The sequence below is a fragment of the Streptomyces sp. NPDC006655 genome, from assembly GCF_040703965.1.
GTDB lineage: Bacteria > Actinomycetota > Actinomycetes > Streptomycetales > Streptomycetaceae > Streptomyces.
This window is the reverse complement of the sequence record NZ_JBEYJU010000004.1, coordinates 180,674-198,696: the sequence shown is the minus strand read 5'-3', so window position 1 is coordinate 198,696 and position 18,023 is coordinate 180,674. Positions and strand designations below refer to the sequence as shown.

The following is an 18,023-nucleotide window of genomic DNA, read 5'->3' as shown; positions in this document are numbered from 1 at the left end:
CTCCGGGTGCCGACCGGTGGCCCCCTACCTCCCCGCCGCGTCGAAGGCGTGTCAGCGCTTGTCGGCCAGCTTCCACGCCGTGGGCAGCGCGCCCATCGCCAGGGCCGCCTTGAGCGCGTCGCCGATCAGGAACGGGGTGAGGCCGGCCGCGATCGCCGCGGACGCGGAGATACCGGCGGCGTAGGCCAGGTACGGCACGCCGACCGCGTAGATGACCGCCTCGCCGAGCACCATCGTGCCCGCCATGCGCAGCACGCCGCGGTCGGCGCCGCGCCGGGCCAGGGCGCCGACGACGGCGGAGGCGAGGATCATGCCCAGGATGTAGCCGAAGGAGACGGAGAGGCCGGAGGTGCCGCCCGCGAACCACGGCACGCCCACCAGGCCGGCGGCCGCGTACAGGGCGAGGGAGGCCACCCCGCGGCGGGCGCCCAGACCGGTGCCGACCAGCAGGGCGGCGAAGGTCTGGCCGGTCACCGGGACAGGGGAGCCCGGGACCGGCACGGCGATCTGCGCGGCGAGGCCGGTGAGCGCGGCGCCGCCGACCACGAGGGCGGCGTCGCGCACCCGGGACGCGGGCAGGAGGTCGGCGAGGACGGTGCCGGTACGGGCGGACGCGACGGCGGTGCTCATGGGGTCTCCGCGGGAGTGAGGTCGGCGAGGGACAGGGAAGGACAGGGAAGGACAGGCACAGACACCGTGACGCTATCCCGGCCCCGTCCGAGCCGAACACGTCAGCGGTCGACAAAGGCCGGAAGCGACGCTTGGTGGGCTCCCCACAAAGGGTGCTGGTTACACCGGGTACGGGGTGACGCCGATCACTGAGGCAGAGATGTTTCAGTCACGTCAACGGCGTTGAACAGGCCTGTGGAGTTCCCCCAATCGAACCCTAGCGGTCTGGTGGGATTCCCGCGCTCTGACCTACTCTTCGGGACATGGTCGCCCAGTCCCTGAACCTCACGTCGCGTCGCTACGTCGACCTGCGACGGCAAGGGGCTGCCACCTGTCGCCGTCCGGCCTGAGGCCGCGCCGCGGGAGACCGGTTGGGCGCGCCTCGCACCCCGAGACGTGTCGGCCCCGTTCCCGAGGACGGTTTCCCATGCCCCGTACCGCTCCGCCCCCGCCCGCCTCCCCGCCCCGCGACCGCCGGCGCAGCAGCGCCAGTGTGGTGCTCAGGTCGGTGCTGGAGCACGGGCCGGTCGCCCGCTCCACCATCGCCCGGCTGACCGGGCTGTCCCCGGCCTCGGTCACCGACTACTGCGCCCGCTTCACCGAACTCGGCCTGATCCGGGAGACGGAGGCACCGCAGCGCGTCAGGGGGGTGGGCCGACCGCACGTCCCGGTCGACCTGGACGACTCGCGGTTCGTGGTCGGCGGGGTGCACGTGGCCGTGCCGTACACCACGGTCGCGCTGCTCGACCTGCGCGGCCGGGTCGTCGTACGGCGGGAGTTGAAGCACGCGGGCCGCACCGAGCCGCGGGCCGTGCTGGCGCGGGCCGCCGCCGGGCTGGCCGCGCTCCTCGACGAGGTGCCCGGCAGCAGGCCGCTGGGCGTCGGGGTCGCCGTCGGCGGCTGGGTGGACCGGGACTCCGGGACCGTGGTCGAGCACCCGCTGCTGGGCTGGCGGGAGGTGCCGGTGCGCGAGCTGCTCGGCGCGGGCACCGGGCTGCCGGTCCATGTGGACGGGCACGCGCGGGCGTTGGTCAACGGCGAGCGGCTGTTCGGGCGGGCCCGGGGCAGCCGGAGCGTGTTGCACCTGTTCGTCGGGAACGTGGTCGACGCGGCGTTCGCCACCGGCGACGAGGTGCACCACGGTCCGCGCTCGCAGGCGGGCACGATCGCCCACCTCCCGGTGCCGGGCGGCACCGAAGCCTGCGCCTGCGGTCGGACCGGCTGTCTCCAGGTGGAGCTGGGCGAGCGGACGCTGGTCCGGCGGGCGCGGGCCGCCGGGATCGTCGCCGGCAATCCGATGGACGTCCTCGCGGCGGCACGGGCCGGTGACCCGGTGGCGGTGCGGCTGCTGGTGGAGCGGGCGCGGCTGACCGGGCGGGCGGCGGCGCTGCTGCTCGACGTCCTCAACCCGGAGTGCGTGGTCGTCACCGAGGTGGGCGCGCTGTACCGGGAGGACTGCCTGGCCGCGCTGCGGGAGGCGGTCGGGCCGCGGCGGGCGCCCGTGGCGCCGACCAGTTTCGGGGCCGGCGTGCTGGCGGTCGCGGGCGGTTCGGTGGTCCTCGACGTGCTGTACCGGGACCCGTTGAACACGTCACCAGAGCTTATTTAATTCAGAAACTCGGAATATTGACAGTCGTCGCGCACGGCAAGGAACATCTTTCTCATGACCTGTCGCACTCTTTGTTGCTGACGTCTTGGCGCGCCCAAGGCGCGCGTTTCCCCGCATGCCCTGCATGCCCCGCATGCTCTGCGTGAGATCCCCCGCTGCGAGATCTCCCTTTCCGGTCCGGTGTCGCCGGTCATTCACGCTGCCTTTCCGCCGCTTTTCTCCCCGGAGTACTCCCATGCCTTCTGCGTCCCCGTCCGGCGTCGACCGCCGGGTCTTCCTCACCTCACTGCTCGGCGCCTCGGCGGCCGTGGCCGGGCTGAGCGGCTGCGCGGGCCGCAGTGCCGCCGCCGACACCGCGGCCGCCGCCACCGCTCCGCTCGCCGCCAAGGTGCCGGCCGGCACCAGCCTGAAGATCGCCTCCTATCTGGGCCAGCAGCAGTTGCAGTTCAGGCTGGCGAAACTGCCCGCGCTGCCGTTCACGGTGTCGAGCTGGCTGAACATCGGGGCCGGCCCTGATGTCATCAACGCGTTCCGCGCGAAGTCACTGGACCTCGCGAACAACGCGGGTATTCCGCCGATCCAGGCCCACTTCCAGGGTTTCGCGGCGAAGATCGTGGCGATCGACATCACCCGCAAGCCGAACTACCTGTTCGCCACCAAGCCCGGCAGCGACATCCACACGGTCGCCGATTTCAAGGGCAAGAAGCTCGCGTTCTCGCAGGGGCAGGCCCAGGGGGTCGTCCTGCTGCGGGCGTTGAAGAAGGCCGGGCTCTCGTACGACGAGGTGCGGCTGGTGCAGCTGACCAGCAACCAGTTCCTCACCGCCCTGCAATCCGGTCAGGTGGACGTGGCGCCGCTGGCCAACACCCAGGTGCCCGCCTACCTCCAGCAGTACGGCGCGAAGGGCGCCCGCACGATCACCACGGACGTCGTGGACCTGCTGAACCTGCTCTGGGCGCCGCAGGCGGTCCTCGACGACCCGGCGAAGGCCGCCGCGATCGCCGCGTACATCCCGGCCTGGGCCAAGGGCCAGGTCTGGCAGTGGGAGCACCCGGACGTCTGGAACGAGGAGTTCTACGTCAAGACCCAGAACCTGACCCTCGCCCAGGCCAGGGGCATCACCAGGCTCGCCAACAAGCCGCTGTTCCCGCCGGCCTGGGACGAGGCGATCAAGTGGGAGCAGGAGACCGCCGACCTGCTGGCGGAGGGCGGCTTCGTGAAGAAGACCGACGTCTCCTCGCTCTTCGACCACCGCTTCGAGGGCCTAGCCGCGAAGGCCGTACCGGAGGAGTACCGCAAATGACCGCCGTGACCACCGGCACCGTGCCGGTTCCCGTCGCCGAGGAGGCCCACCGGGTCCGCCCGCGGCGCCGCCTGTCCCCCGGCAGGCGGCTGCCCGCCGCCCGGCTGGCCGGCCCCCTGGTCGTCCTGGCCGCGTGGGCGATCGCCTCGGCCGCCGGGCGACTGGACCCGAGCGCGGTCCCGGCGCCCTGGACGGTCCTGGACACCGCCGTCCGCCTGTGGACCAGTGGGACGCTGCGCACCGACATCCTGACCTCGGTCGAGCGGGCCGGGTACGGCTTCGTGATCGGGCTGGCCGCCGGGGTGCTGCTGGCCCTGGTCTCCGGGCTCACCCGGACCGGCGAGGCGCTGATCGACGGGACCGTGCAGATCAACCGGGCGATCCCCACCCTCGGACTGATCCCGCTGTTCATCCTGTGGCTGGGCATCGGCGAGACCTTCAAGATCGCCATCATCGCGATCGTCGTCTACATCCCGGTCTACCTGAACACCCATGCCGCGCTGGCCGCCATCGACAGCCGCTACGTCGAACTCGCCGAGGTGCTGGACCTGTCCAGGTTCCGGTTCGTCCGGCAGATCGTGATCCCCGGCGCGCTGCCCGGATTCTTCGTGGGACTCCGGCTCGGCGTCACCGGCTCCTGGCTGGGCCTGGTCGTCCTGGAGCAGATCAACGCCACCAGCGGCCTCGGCTACATGATGTTCCAGGCCCAGAACTACGGGCGCAGCGACATCATCCTCGTCGGTCTGCTGATCTACGGCGTCTTCGGCCTGGCCTCCGACACCGTGGTCCGACTCGTCGAACGGAGGGTGCTGTCATGGCGCCGCACACTGAGCAGCTGACCCGCCCCGCCGTCCGGCTCCGGGGACTGAGCAGGTCGTTCGGCGACCGTACGGTCCTGGACGGCATCGACCTGGACGTGCCGGCCGGGCAGTTCACCGCGCTGCTGGGTCACAGCGGCTCCGGCAAGAGCACCCTGCTGCGGGCGGTCGCCGGACTCGACCACGGCGTCACCGGCAGCGGCCGGCTCATCGCCCCCGAACGGGTGTCGGTGGTCTTCCAGGACTCCCGGCTGCTGCCCTGGCGCCGGGTGCTGGACAACGTGGTCCTGGGGCTCGACGGCAGGGACGCGTACGCCAAGGGGCGCGCCGCACTCGAGGAGGTCGGCCTCGGCGGCCGGGAGCGGGCCTGGCCCGGCGAGCTGTCCGGCGGTGAGGCCCAGCGTGCCGCGCTCGCCCGCTCGCTGGTCCGCGAGCCCGAACTGCTCCTCGCCGACGAGCCGTTCGGGGCGCTGGACGCGCTCACCCGGATCAGGATGCACCACCTGCTGCGCGAGCTGTGGAAACGGCACCGCCCGTCGGTCCTGCTCGTCACCCACGACGTCGACGAGGCGATCGTCCTCGCCGACCGCGTCCTGGTCCTGGAGAACGGCCGGATCGGCGTCGACCTGGCCATCGATCACACCCGCCCGCGGGACGAGTACCGCACCCGCCTGCTCGCCGCCCTCGGTGTCACGGAGGACCCCGCATGACCCGCACGCTCCACCTCAACGCCTTCCTCATGAACACCGGTCACCACGAGGCCTCCTGGCGCCTGCCGGAGAGCGACCCGTACGCGCACGTCGACCTCGCGCACTACGTACGGCTGGCCCGGACCGCCGAGCGCGGCACCTTCGACTCGCTCTTCCTCGCCGACGGACCGCATCTGTGGGGCAGCGTCGCCCAGCGGCCGGCCGGGGCCCTGGAACCGCTGACCCTGCTCACCGCGCTGGCGACGGCCACCGAGCACATCGGTCTGATCGCCACCGCCTCCACCTCCTACAACTCCCCCTACAACCTGGCCCGCAGGTTCGCCTCCCTCGACATCATCAGCGGCGGCCGGGCGGGCTGGAACATCGTCACCACGGCGGGCGCCGAGGCGGCCCGCAACTTCGGGATCACCGAGGAGCCCGCGCACGCGCAACGGTACGCGCGGGCCGCCGAGTTCCTCGACGTGGCGCTGAAGCTCTGGGACAGCTGGGAGGACGACGCGATCGTCGCCGACAAGGCGTCCGGGGTCTGGGGCGACGACGCGAAGATCCACCCGCCCCGGCACCGGGGGGAGTACTTCGGTGTCGAGGGCGCCCTGAACGTGCCGCGCTCCCCGCAGGGTTACCCGCTGCTCGTGCAGGCGGGGTCCAGCGAGGACGGCAAGGCGTTCGCGGCCCGGTACGCGGAGGCGGTGTTCACCGCGCAGCAGACCATCGAGGACGCGCGCGCCTTCTACAGCGATCTGAAGGCCCGGACGGCCGCGGCCGGCCGGGACCCCGGTCACATCAAGGTGCTGCCCGGCATCGTCCCGGTGATCGGCTCGACGGAGGCCGAGTCGGCGGAGCTCGAACAGCTCCTGGAGGACCACATCGTGCACCGGTACGGCGTGGCCCACCTGGAGCGGCTCCTGCACCTGCCCGCCGGGACCCTGGAACTGGACAGCCGGCTGCCCGCCGAGCTGCCGCCCGAGGACGCCATCGAGGGTGCCAAGAGCCGTTACACGCTGGTGGTCGAGCTGGCCCGGCGCGAGCGGCTCACCGTGCGGCAGCTGATCGGCCGGCTCGGCGGCGGCCGTGGCCACCTGACCTTCGCCGGGACGCCGGAACAGGTCGCCGACGCCATCGAGACCTGGTTCACCCAGGGGGCCGCCGACGGCTTCAACATCATGCCGCCGGTGCTGCCCTCCGGCCTGGAGACCTTCGTGGACCACGTCGTACCGGTCCTGCGCGCCCGCGGCCTGCTGCGCGAGGAGTACGGACCGCGCCGGACCCTGCGGGAGCGCTACGGCCTGCCGCGCCCCGCCAACCAGTACACCACCACCCCCGCGCTCGTCTGAAAGGAACCGTCATGACCCTGGAGATCACCAAGATCACCGCGAACATCGGCGCCCGGGTCTCGGGCGTCGACATCTCCCGGCCCCTCGACCCGGAGACCGCCGCGGCCGTCCGTGAGGCCCTCAGCACGCACAAGGCGCTCGTCTTCGACGACGTGAACCTCGACGACGACAGCCACCAGGCGTTCGTCCGCACCTTCGGCGAGGTCACCACCGCCCACCCGACGGTGTCCTCCGTCGACGGCGTCCCGAACGTGCTGCCGGTGGACAGCGAACGCGGCCGGGCCGCCAACCACTGGCACACCGACGTGACCTTCGTCCTCAACCCGCCCCAGGCCACCACCCTGCGTTCGATCACGGTCCCGCCGTACGGCGGCGAGACCCTGATCGCCAGCTCGGCCGCCGCCTACCGGCAACTGCCCGAGCCGCTGCGCCGGCTGGCGGACGGCCTGTGGGCGGAGCACACCAACGACTACGACTACGCCGTCGCCGACGAGGAGGTCGACGAGCGGCAGGCCGCCCAGCGCGCCCAGTTCACGTCGATCGCCTACCGCACGGTCCACCCGGTGGTCCGCGTGCACCCGCTGACCGGGGAACGCGGCCTGTTCATCGGCGGGTTCGCGCAGCGCCTGGTCGGCCTCCCGCCGGCCGAGTCCCGCCGGATCCTCGACCTGCTCCAGGCGTACGTCACCCGCCCGGAGAACATCCTGCGGCACCGCTGGTCGCCGAACCAGCTCGTCATCTTCGACAACCGGATCACCCAGCACTACGCCATCGACAACTACGACGGCCTGCCGCGCCGGCTGCACCGGGTGACCCTCGCCGGGGACGTCCCGGTCGGCATCGAGGGCAAGGAGAGCTACTCGATCCAGGGCGACGCCTCGCACTACACACCCGTAGCGGCGTGAGCACGTAGGGTCACCGGCCGGTCCGGATGGTGGGCGGCCTCCCCTCGAAGGCGGGGAGGCCGCCCAGACTGTGGGCGTTTTTGCCCATCTCACGCATTGGACGAGCCGCGCCCATGCCGCACCGCAGCACCCCGGTCACCGCACCGCCGCCCACCCGCGGCGACGACGACGTCACGCTCTCCCCCGGCCTCCGGCAGCGCCACCTGTCGATGATCGCCCTGGGCGGTGTCATCGGGGCGGGCCTGTTCGTGGGTTCCGGGTCCGCCATCGCCGCCGCGGGCCCGTCGGTGGTCGTGGCCTACGCCGTCTCCGGGCTCCTCGTGATGCTGGTGATGCGGATGCTGGGCGAGATGTCGGCCGCGTACCCGTCGTCGGGTTCCTTCTCGGCGCACGCGCAGCGGGCGCTCGGGCCGTGGGCGGGGTTCACGGCGGGCTGGTCGTTCTGGGTGCTGCTGTGCACGGCCGTCGGCCTGGAGGGCATCGGCGCCGCGAAGATCGTGACGGGGTGGCTGCCGGGCACCCCGGAGTGGGCCTGGGTGGCCCTGTTCATGGTGGTCTTCTGCGTGACGAACCTGGCCGCGGTGCGCAGCTTCGGCGAGTTCGAGTTCTGGTTCGCGGCCCTGAAGGTCGGCGCGATCGTCCTCTTCCTCGTCCTCGGGGTGCTGGCCGTGGCCGGCGTGCTGCCCGGCACGGACTCCCCCGGCGCCTCGAACCTCACCGACTTCCTCCCGCACGGCGGCGAGGGCCTGGTCGTCGGCCTGCTCGCCTCGGTCTTCGCGTACGGCGGCCTGGAGACGGTCACCATCGCGGCCGCCGAGTCCGAGGACCCGGTGCGGGGCGTGGCGAGCGCGGTCCGCACCGCCATGTGGCGCATCGCCCTCTTCTACGTCGGCTCGATGGCCGTCGTCGTCACCCTGGTCCCCTGGGACTCGAAGGAGGTCGTGGCGAAGGGCCCGTACGTCGCCGCCCTCGACCACCTGGGCATCCCGGGCGCCGGTCAGGTGATGAACGTGGTGGTGTTGGTCGCCCTGCTCTCCGCGATGAACGCCAACGTCTACGGCTCCTCGCGGATCGCCCACTCGCTGGTGCGGCGGGGCCAGGGCCCGCGGGCGCTGGCGCGGGTGTCGTCGGGCGTGCCGCGCGTCGCCGTCCTGACCTCCTGCGTCTTCGGGTTCGGCTGCGTGGTGCTCAGCTACTGGCGCCCCGACGACGTCTTCCCCTGGCTGCTGAACATGATCGGCGGGGTGATCCTGGTCGTCTGGATCTTCATCGCCGTCTCCCAGCTGGTGCTGCGCCGCCGGCTGTCCCGTGCGGCCCCGGAGAAGCTGGTCGTGCGCATGTGGGCGTTCCCGTACCTGACCTGGCTGGCCCTGGCGGGCATGGCGGCGGTCCTCGTCCTGATGGCCCGCGAGCCCGGCACCCGCGTGCAGCTGTACTACACGGGCGGGATGACGGCCGTGCTGGCGGCGGTGGGCGCGCTGCGGCAGCGTCGGCGCACGGAGCGCTGAATCCCGCCACCACGAGGCCCCCGCGTGCGACACGCGGGGGCCTTCCTGTTGCCCGGACCGGGCTTCTTGTTGCTAACGTGCAGTTGCAAGCTCTTTGCAATAAGAGGCCCGGAGGGGATCCACGCCCATGCCCGTCTACACGCTGCCTGAACTGCCCTACGACTACTCCGCGCTGGCGCCCGTGATCAGCCCCGAGATCATCGAGCTCCACCACGACAAGCACCACGCGGCCTACGTGAAGGGCGCCAACGACACGCTGGAGCAGCTGGCCGAGGCACGGGACAAGGGAAGCTGGGGGGCTGTCACCGGCCTGGAGAAGAACCTGGCCTTCCACCTCTCCGGGCACATCCTGCACTCGATCTACTGGCGGAACATGACGGGTGACGGCGGCGGCGGCGAGCCGCTGGCCGCGGACGGCGTCGGGGACCTCGCCGACGCGATCGCCGAGTCCTTCGGCTCCTTCGCCGCGTTCCGGGCGCAGCTGTCCAAGGCAGCGGCCACCACCCAGGGCTCCGGCTGGGGCGTCCTCGCGTACGAGCCGCTGAGCGGCCGGCTGATCGTCGAGCAGGTCTACGACCACCAGGGCAACGTCGGCCAGGGCTCGGTGCCGATCCTGGTCTTCGACGCCTGGGAGCACGCCTTCTACCTCCAGTACCGCAACCAGAAGGTCGACTTCGTCGAGGCCATGTGGGCCGTGGTCGACTGGCAGGACGTGGCCCGCCGGTACGCGGCGGCGCGGTCGCGGGCGGATGTGCTGCTGCTCGCTCCCTGAGCGGCCGACGCGTCCCGCCTCGTGATCGTCTTCTCACCGTTCACCGGGGCGGGCGGCACAAAGGGGGGAGCCCCCGCGAGGACGTGACTCGCGGGGGCTCCCCTTCGTTCCGGGACGTCAGACCAGGTTGCTGAAGTCGGGGCCCTTGGTGCGGGTCCGCTTGATCTCGTAGAAGCCGGGGACCGAGGCGACCGCGACGGTGCCGTCCCACAGGCGGGCCGCCTCCTCGCCCTTGGGGGCGGGGGTGACGACCGGGCCGAAGAAGGCGATCTGCTCGCCGTCGGGGCCGGGGACCGCGATGACCGGGGTGCCGACGTCCTGGCCGACCTTGTCGATGCCCTCCTTGTGGGAGGCGCGCAGCTGCGCGTCGAACTCGAAGTCCTCCTGGTCGGCGTAGTCGATCAGGTCGGCGGGCAGGCCGACGTCCGCGAGGGCGCCCGCGATGGCCTCCACGGTCGGGCCCTCGCCGTTGTTGTGGATGCGGGTGCCGAGCGCGGTGTAGAGCGGGCCGAGGATGTCGTCGCCGTGCTTCTGCCAGGCGGCGGTGACCACCCGGATCGGCTTCCAGGCCTTGGTCTCCAGCAGCTCGCGGTACTCCTCGGGCAGCTCGTCCAGCTTGGGCTCGTTGAGGACCGCGAGGCTCATGATGTGCCAGCGGACCTCGATGTCGCGGACCTTCTCCACCTCCAGCACCCAGCGGGAGGTCATCCAGGCCCAGGGGCACAGCGGGTCGAACCAGAAGTCGACGGGGGTCTTGCCTGAGCTGGTCACGCTCTCGGACATGGTTCTCCTCGGAATACGGTCCTTTTCCAGCGGCAACACCGGCACCGGCGACCCCATTCCCGGATGCCCGCCGTCAGGTGCTCATGGCAGGATCGTTGCTGTTCCGGCGTGCCGACGACGCCGTGTACCGACGACGAGGGAGTGCCGCCCGTGCCCGGTGAGAATCTGTCCCGCGACGAGGCCCGGGAGCGGGCCGCCCTGCTGTCGGTGGACGGCTACGACGTGTCGCTGGACGTGCGGTCCGCCGTCGGCGAGGACCCGGGCGAGCCGCGGACCTTCCGCTCGGTCACCACGATCCGCTTCCGCTGCAACGAGCCGGGCGCGGCGAGCTTCGCCGACCTGATCGCGCCGAGCGTGACCGCCGTGACCCTGAACGGCAAGGACCTGGACCCGGGCGAGGTCTTCGACGGCACCCGGATCGCCCTGGAGGACCTGGCCGAGGAGAACGAGCTGGTGGTGGACGCCCAGTGCGCCTACTCCCGGACCGGCGAGGGCCTGCACCGCTTCGTCGACCCCGAGGACGGCGAGGTCTACCTCTACACGCAGTACGAGCCGGCCGACTCCCGCCGGGTCTTCGCCAACTTCGAGCAGCCGGACCTCAAGGCGCCGTTCCGCTTCGAGGTGCGGGCGCCCGAGGGGTGGCCGGTGTGGAGCAACGGCGCCGGTGAACTCGCCGACGGCGTCTGGCGGTTCGCGGAGACCAAGCCGATCTCGACGTACATCACGTGCGTGGTGGCGGGCCCGTACCACTACGTGACGGACGCGTACACGCGCACGCTGCCCGACGGCACCGTCCTCGACATCCCGCTGGGCGCCCTGTGCCGCAAGGGGCTCGCCCCCTACTTCGACACCGACGACGTCTTCCTGGTCACCAAGCAGGGCCTGGACTTCTTCCACGACCACTTCGACTTCCCCTACCCCTTCGGGAAGTACGACCAGGCGTTCGTGCCCGAGTACAACCTGGGCGCGATGGAGAACCCGGGTCTGGTGACCTTCCGGGAGGAGTACATCTTCCGGGGCAAGGTGACCCAGGCGTCGTACGAGGCCCGCGCCAACGTGATCCTGCACGAGATGGCGCACATGTGGTTCGGCGACCTGGTCACCATGGTGTGGTGGGACGACCTGTGGCTGAAGGAGTCCTTCGCGGACTTCATGGGCACCTTCGCGAACGTCGGCGCGACCCGCTTCACGAACGCCTGGACCACCTTCGCCAACCGCCGCAAGGCCTGGGCGTACCGCGCCGACCAGCTGCCCTCCACGCACCCGGTCACGGCCGACATCCGCGACCTCGAGGACGCCAAGCTCAACTTCGACGGCATCACGTACGCGAAGGGGGCGAGCGTGCTGAAGCAGCTCGTCGCGTACGCCGGCCAGGACGCGTTCCTGGAGGGCGCCCGCCGCTACTTCAAGCGCCACGCCTACGGCAACACCCGGCTCGGCGACCTGCTGGCGGTGCTGGAGGAGACCAGCGGCCGGGACATGACCGCCTGGGCGGGCAAGTGGTTGCAGACGGCTGGGGTGAACGCGCTGACCCCGCAGGTGCTGCTGGCCCCCGACGGGCGGATCGACGAGCTGGCGGTGGTGCAGGAGGCGGCGGAGTCGCACCCCGAGCTGCGCCCGCACCGGGTGGCGATCGGCCTGTACCGCCTGGAGGACGGCTCGCTGGTGCGGTACGCGCGCGCCGAGGCGGACGTCGACGGCCCGCGCACGGTGATCGCCGAGCTGGCCGGGGCCGAGGCGCCGGAGCTGGTGCTGGTCAACGACGACGACCTGACGTACTGCAAGATCCGTTTCGACGAGACCTCGCTGGCCACCCTCCGGGACCGGCTGGGCGCCCTGACCGACCCGCTGGCGCGGGCCCTGTGCTGGTCGGCGCTGTGGAACCTGACCCGGGACGGGCTGTTGCCCGCGCGGGACTTCATCGACCTGGTGCTGCGGTTCGCGGGCCGCGAGTCGGACATCGGCGTGCTCCAGATGCTCCAGGCGTGGGCCGAGTCCGCGCTGGTGCACTACGTGGCGCCGCGGTGGCGGGAGGCGGCCGGGCGGCGGCTCGCCGAGGGTGCCCTGCGGGAGCTGCGGCAGGCCCCGCCGGGCAGCGAGCACCAGCTGGCCTGGGCACGGTTCTTCGCGTCGACGGCGGCGGACGCGGCCGACCTGCTCCTGCTCCAGGAGCTGCTGGCCGGCACGGCGACGATCGAAGGGCTCGACGTCGACCAGGAGTTGCGCTGGGCTTTCCTCGAACCGCTCGCCGCGCACGGCGCGGCCGACGAGTCGGTGCTGGCCGCGGAACTGGCCCGGGACGACACCGCGTCCGGCAAGCGCCACCAGGTGCGCTGCCTGGCCGCCCGCCCCTCGGCGGCCGTCAAGGCGCAGGCGTGGGCGCAGGTCGTGGAGTCGCAGGCGCTGTCCAACGCGCTGGTGGAGGCGACCATCACGGGCTTCGCCCAGCCGTCCCGGCGGGACCTGCTGGCGCCGTACGCCGAGAAGTACTTCGAGGTGATCGAGCGGGTCTGGGAGGACCGTTCGATCCAGATCGGCATGGACGTGGTGCGCGGCCTGTACCCCTCGCTCCAGGACCGCCCGGAGACGCTGGCGGCGACGGACGCCTGGCTGGCGGCGCACGCGGACGCGCCCCCGGCGCTGCGCCGGCTGGTCCTGGAGGCCCGGGACGACCTGGCGCGGGCACTGCGCGGACAGGAGTGCGACGCGCGGGCCGTCGGCGCCTTCGAGAGCTGACCCTTGGCCAACGGTTGCCCGCCAGGTGACCGTTACGGAATTCAGTCAATCATGCCCGTAACCCCTGGTCCCCACCCATCCGGACCAGGGGCTTTCGCCGCCCCTTCGGCATCCGAACACCCGTCCTTTAGTCCCGTGTTGTCCGCATTCATCGACGAACGTGTAACACCGGTTAAGGACGGGTCCGGCCCCGGGAATCCCGAGGCCATGACGCACAACACCCCGCTCTCCCCCCGCCCCCTGCGCCACCTCTCCGACGTCCACCGCCGGGTGCTCACCACGGCCCAGCTCCGCTCCCACGGCGTCCCGGCCACCGAGATCGCCGAACAGTGCCGGGCGGGCGGCCCCTGGCAACAGCTCCTCCCGGGCGTGGTCATGCTCCACCCCGGCCCGCCGACCAGCGAGGAACGCCTGCACGGAGCCCTGCTGTTCGCGGCACGCGAGCCCGTCCCCGGCGTCCCCGCCCAGCCGACCCCCGACTCCCCCCACCGCCCCGTCTACGCGGACGCGATGATCACCGGCCTGGCGGCGCTGACCCTGCACGGCTTCTCCGCGACCCCGCCCCTGCTCTCCCTGGACCACATCGACGTGCTGGTCCCGCGCATGCGCCGGCTGCGCTCCACCTCCTACGTCCGGGTGCTGCGGACGCCGGCCCTCCCGGCCCCCGAGCCGGTGACGGGGCTGCCGGTCGCCCCGGTCCCGCGCGCCCTCGCGGACGCGGTCGCGGACCTGACCGACGCGGAGTCGGTACGCCGGCTGCTGACCGAGGCGGTGCGCGGCCGGCACTGCGAACCGGCCGCGGTGGTACGGGAGCTGACCCGGGCGAAGCTGCTCACCCGCCCCCACGTGGCCGACGCGGTGGACTCGCTCGTCGCCGAGGGCCGGGCCATCGCCGAGGACCGCCTCTACCGCATGGTGCAGGAGTACGGCCTCCCCGACCCGGTCTGGAACGTGGACCTGCGGCTGCCCGGCGGCCCGCACCTCGGCGGCCTCGACGCCTACTGGCCCGAGCAGGCGGTCGCCGTCGAACTGGACATGCGCGCCCCGCGCCAGGACGAGGACGCCCTGTGGTCCGAGTACGCCCGCAAGCGCGAGCACCTGGAGCGGCTCGGGATCACGGTGGTGCACGTGACCCCGCGCAAGCTGCGCGAATCGGCGGAGCAGCAGGCGGCGGTGATCCGCACGGCCCTGATGGCGGCGGGCGACCGCGACCCGGCGGCGTACGTGGTGGTGCTGCCCCGTTAGCCGGGGGTGGCCGGGAGCGGCCGGGCCCCGCGCGGGGCCGTCGGTTCGGAGGGGGACCGACGGCCCCGCACACGGGCATGCCCGGCGGCGGCCGGCGGCGCTACTGGCCGGTGACGCCCGGGCGCAGTTCGTCGCGTACGTCGGCGGCGACGTGGGCGAGGAGGTCGGCGTAGGCGGCGATCATGCGGGTGCGACTGAAGCGTTCGCGGCTCGCGGCCAGTGCCGGTGCGAAGGTCTCCCGGTCGGCCACCGCCGCCGACCAGGCGAAGGCGATCGCGTCGGGGTCGAAGGGCGTCACGAAGCCGTGTCCCTCGACGATCGAGGCGCTGTCGCCGACGTCCGTGGTGACCGGTACGGCGCCGCACATCATGCCCTCGATGAGGCAGAGCGGCGCCGCCTCGCCGGAGACGGAGGTGAGGGCGACGACGTCGGACCCGGCGTAGACCGCCTCCATGTCGTGCCGCACGCCGAGCAGGTGGACGCGGTCGCCGAGGGCGGCCCGGTCGGCGCCGAAGGCGATCTCCTGGTCGGCCCAGAGCGCGGGGTTGTCATCGGTCATCCCGGCCCCGCACATGACGACGTGCCCGCCGCCCTCGCGGGCCAGCCACGCCCGCGCCGCCCGCAGGAACAGCGGGACGTTCTTCATGCCGGCGTAGCGGGCGGCGAAGACGACCACGGGGGCGCCGGCGGGGATGCCGAGGGACTCGCGGAAGGCGAGCCGTGCCGCCGCGTCCGGGCGGAAGCGGAGCAGGTCGACGCCGTTCGGGATGACGTGCAGCAGCTCACCGGGGATCCCGGCGGCCTCGTAGGCGTCCCGGGTGGACTCGGCGCAGCACACGCAGGCCACGACCTTGCCGTCGGCGATGGCGGTCCTGAGCTCGTCCAGCGCCGGGCCCTGGTTCTCCGGGTCGGACCGGTGCAGGCAGACCACGACCGGGCGCCGGGGCAGACCGCCCTGGTTGAGGAGCGCCAGCGGCTGCTCCTTCAGCGACAGGATGACGTCCGCGCCGGCCATGGCCCGGGCGGTGTCGGCCAGCTCCGGCCCGCTGAAGACCGACGCCGCGACCGTGCCGTCCACGAGGCCCGCGGTGCGGCCGAGGGAGGTGACGTCGATGCCGCCGGCGGTGAGGGCGCGGTAGCAGGCGTCGTCCTCCATGCGCTGGGTGGTGGCTTCCCGGTGGACCTCACCGTGCAGACTCAGCACGCGGTGCCACTGCTGTCCGCCCTCGACCAGGCCCAGCAGCACATCACTGTGCACGATCCGGGCACCCCCGGAGAAGAATCCCTCGTAGACCGAGAGCACACGAAGTCCGAGCCGACCGCCCACACGATCACCAGCCTTGCACCACATCGAGCCATCCCCGGGAACCTCGGGTTAGCCGTTATGAGGCGGTACGGATGTTTCATTCGGATGAACGGAACGTCTCGCCCCGGAGTCGTCTGCGTTTACACGCCGAGTGCCGGAACCGCTACCGCGCGCACCTCTCCCAAACCCTCACCGGCACCCCTCTGACCTGCTGTTTCAGCGTCCCGCACGGAGGTGGCGGCAGGGGCGGCACGGGCCGGTCCGTCGGCAAAGAATCGGCAAGCGCGGCGCCGGAACGTACGACGGTGTCAGCCCTTCTTGATCACCAGCTCGGTGTTGCGGTCCGCCGCGGCGCCGCCGAGGACCTTGCTGGAGCCGGGGGCGTTGAAGGCCAGCTCGCGGTAGAGGGCGGCGAGGCCGGTCTGGGAGAGGTCGGTGAAGTCGGTGCGGTGCGGGGCCGCCGACTCGATCAGCGTGGTGAACAGCGAGACCGTGCCGTCCTTGTTGTCCACCAGCTCGACGACCCGGGCGAGCTGCGGGTAGTCCACGTGCGAGGCGGTGGTGACCTCCCAGAAGGAGTTGCCGTTCGACGCCTTGTGCGGGGTGATGAGGTTGCGGTGGATGTGGCCGTTGACCCAGGCCACCACGTTGGCGTGGCGGTTGAGCAGGGTGACCAGCTCGGCGCCGGTGTGGCGGCGGTCGCCCGGGTGGGCCGGGTCGGGGCGGGTGTTGGTCATCGTCTGGCTGGTGTGGTGGCTGAAGACGACCGCGTAGGAGTCCTTGTTCTCCGTGAGCGTCCGCTCCAGCCAGGTCAGCTGGGTCGTCCCGATGGAACCGTCGTAGTGGCCGCCGGCGTCCGTCGTGTCCAGGCTGATGCCGATGACGTCCTCGGAGATGCGGAAGGCGTAGTACTGGGTGCCCGCAGCGAGGTTCGCGGAGGAGTAGCCGTGCCCGACCGGGCCGACCCCCTGGTAGGCGGGGTCCAGATGGGCCTTGAGGTAGTCCGCGGAGGTGTACGGGGCGCGCTTCTCGTCCGGCGTCACCGACCGCGCCGACCTGGCGTGGGCCTTCAGGAAGTCGCGGTAGCCGCTGCCCTTGGGGTCCTGTGCCGTGCGGATGGAGTCCTGGAGCTTCTTGGCCTCGGCGTCGGTCGCCGTCATCAGCTTCCTGCCGCCGATGGCCGCCTCCGCGAGGTACGGGTCGGCGTGCGAGCCGAAGCAGCCGAGCGGCAGGGCGTCGTGGTTGCCGACCGTGGAGTACCAGGGCAGGTTGAGGCCGGGGCTCTTCACCTCGCGGATCGCGGCGGCGAGGAAGCCCGCGAGATGCGGGAAGCCGGCCGCCTTGTCGGAGTCGCGGACGGTGGAGCCGGCCTGCCAGTACATCTTCAGACCGGAGTTCTGCACCCCCTCGTAGTGCCGGGGGTCCCCGCTGTTGGGGGTCATCCGGCCGCCGCTCATCACCTTCATGAACCACTCCAGTTCGGAGTGGGCGTTGTTGTCGGTGTTGTCGCCGGTCGTCATCACGAAGTGCAGCGGGGAGCCGGTGACCGGGGCGCCGCGCAGCGCGTTGACCCGCTCCACCAGCGAGATCGCGCCGGGCACGGTGAGCGCCTCGTGCGGGCGCCAGGCGTGCCGGTCGTGGGCGCGCAGGTACTCGAGGCGCAGCGGGTGCTGGACGTCCATCAGGTGCAGGTCGGTGAACTGCACGAACGCGGCCAGTGCGGTACGGCGGCCGGCCCGGCCGCTCCTGGCGGCGGCGAGGTCGGAGCGCACCACCCGCGACCAGCCGGCGCCGTCTCCGAGCCGCCGGTAGCCGGAGCTGTTGCGGGGCGCGGCGACGGAGGCGAGCGTGGTGCCCTTGGTGTACGGCGCGAGGGGCGCCGCGGCGGCCTTGCGGCCCTCGGCGACCGGCTGCTGGTCGTCGGTGACGGCGGGGCGGGCCGCGCTGTCGGTGGGGTGCAGGGCGAGGCCGACGCCCGCGGAGAGCGAGACGGCTCCGGCGGCGGCGAGGACGGTACGGCGGTTGATCTCCAGTGCCTCGCGGCCCTTGTGGGCCGCGGAGGTGGCGACAGAGCGTATGCGCGACATGGCGCGATCTCCCCGAGTACGAACGCGTCGGCAGTGGTCGCGGGCGATCGCTTCCGCGAACTTCCCGCTCACTGTGGATCGTTGGCACCGGGAATGACCTGCGCGTGAACACGGCGGCAACGCGCAGCGCCGATCACCGTACGTGGATCAGGAGGGGTGGGGACCGGACATGGGCCGGATCGCGGGTGGCCGGGGCCCGGCTACTCGGTGTTCATCTGCCGGGGTAGGGGACGGGCTC

At 72.2% G+C, this 18,023-nt stretch carries 14 protein-coding genes; 10 read left to right on the top strand and 4 right to left on the bottom strand.

Going from position 1 to position 18,023, the window contains the following annotated elements:
• Positions 1-51: 51 nt before the first annotated feature.
• The gene (locus AB0958_RS03955; protein WP_366888697.1) at positions 52-630 is read right to left on the bottom strand and encodes a biotin transporter BioY; all 579 of its coding nucleotides are present in this window, start codon (positions 628-630) and stop codon (positions 52-54) included.
• A 466-nt stretch (positions 631-1,096) separates the two neighbouring features.
• Between AB0958_RS03955 and AB0958_RS03950 the strand changes: the two genes are divergently transcribed.
• The 8 genes from AB0958_RS03950 (at position 1,097) to AB0958_RS03915 (ending at position 9,628) form a co-directional block, all read left to right on the top strand.
• Positions 1,097-2,278, top strand: a complete 1,182-nt coding sequence (locus AB0958_RS03950) for an ROK family protein (protein WP_366888696.1) — start codon at positions 1,097-1,099, stop codon at positions 2,276-2,278.
• A 235-nt stretch (positions 2,279-2,513) separates the two neighbouring features.
• Positions 2,514-3,581 carry an ABC transporter substrate-binding protein gene (locus tag AB0958_RS03945; protein ID WP_366888695.1) on the top strand — a complete coding sequence of 356 codons (1,068 nt, stop codon included), beginning with the start codon at positions 2,514-2,516 and terminating at the stop codon, positions 3,579-3,581.
• The gene (locus AB0958_RS03940; protein WP_366888694.1) at positions 3,578-4,420 is read left to right on the top strand and encodes an ABC transporter permease; all 843 of its coding nucleotides are present in this window, start codon (positions 3,578-3,580) and stop codon (positions 4,418-4,420) included. Before AB0958_RS03945 ends, AB0958_RS03940 begins: the two co-directional genes overlap by 4 nt.
• On the top strand, positions 4,396-5,109 hold the full coding sequence (locus AB0958_RS03935; RefSeq protein ID WP_366888693.1) for an ABC transporter ATP-binding protein: 714 nt from the start codon (positions 4,396-4,398) through the stop codon (positions 5,107-5,109). Before AB0958_RS03940 ends, AB0958_RS03935 begins: the two co-directional genes overlap by 25 nt.
• Complete coding sequence (locus AB0958_RS03930) at positions 5,106-6,443, top strand: LLM class flavin-dependent oxidoreductase (protein ID WP_366888692.1); 1,338 nt, start codon at positions 5,106-5,108, stop codon at positions 6,441-6,443. Before AB0958_RS03935 ends, AB0958_RS03930 begins: the two co-directional genes overlap by 4 nt.
• Before the next feature lie 11 nt (positions 6,444-6,454).
• A complete protein-coding gene (locus AB0958_RS03925) occupies positions 6,455-7,348 on the top strand; it encodes a TauD/TfdA family dioxygenase (RefSeq protein ID WP_366888691.1) in 894 nt (297 codons plus the stop codon).
• Between the two features lie 113 nt (positions 7,349-7,461).
• Positions 7,462-8,856: an amino acid permease gene (locus tag AB0958_RS03920; protein ID WP_366888690.1), complete on the top strand. Its 1,395-nt coding sequence runs from the start codon at positions 7,462-7,464 to the stop codon at positions 8,854-8,856.
• A 127-nt stretch (positions 8,857-8,983) separates the two neighbouring features.
• Positions 8,984-9,628 (top strand): superoxide dismutase, encoded by a 645-nt coding sequence (locus AB0958_RS03915; RefSeq protein WP_366888689.1) that lies wholly within the window; start codon positions 8,984-8,986, stop codon positions 9,626-9,628.
• A gap of 117 nt (positions 9,629-9,745) precedes the next feature.
• On the opposite strand, the gene AB0958_RS03910 is transcribed toward AB0958_RS03915, so the two are convergent.
• Positions 9,746-10,411, bottom strand: coding sequence for a DsbA family protein (locus AB0958_RS03910; RefSeq protein ID WP_366888688.1), 666 nt, complete (start codon positions 10,409-10,411; stop codon positions 9,746-9,748).
• Positions 10,412-10,561: 150 nt separating this feature from the next.
• Here AB0958_RS03910 and pepN point away from each other — a divergent pair, with 150 nt between their 5' ends.
• The gene (gene pepN, locus AB0958_RS03905) at positions 10,562-13,147 is read left to right on the top strand and encodes an aminopeptidase N (RefSeq protein WP_366888687.1); all 2,586 of its coding nucleotides are present in this window, start codon (positions 10,562-10,564) and stop codon (positions 13,145-13,147) included.
• Positions 13,148-13,354: 207 nt separating this feature from the next.
• Positions 13,355-14,392: a hypothetical protein gene (locus AB0958_RS03900; RefSeq protein WP_366888686.1), complete on the top strand. Its 1,038-nt coding sequence runs from the start codon at positions 13,355-13,357 to the stop codon at positions 14,390-14,392.
• 100 nt (positions 14,393-14,492) lie between these two features.
• Here AB0958_RS03900 and AB0958_RS03895 read toward each other — a convergent pair whose 3' ends face one another.
• Together AB0958_RS03895 and AB0958_RS03890 are read right to left on the bottom strand one after the other, a co-directional pair.
• The gene (locus AB0958_RS03895) at positions 14,493-15,695 is read right to left on the bottom strand and encodes a glycosyltransferase (RefSeq protein ID WP_366888685.1); all 1,203 of its coding nucleotides are present in this window, start codon (positions 15,693-15,695) and stop codon (positions 14,493-14,495) included.
• Positions 15,696-16,006: 311 nt separating this feature from the next.
• Positions 16,007-17,785, bottom strand: a complete 1,779-nt coding sequence (locus tag AB0958_RS03890; RefSeq protein WP_366888684.1) for a TIGR03767 family metallophosphoesterase — start codon at positions 17,783-17,785, stop codon at positions 16,007-16,009.
• Positions 17,786-18,023 lie beyond the last annotated feature (238 nt).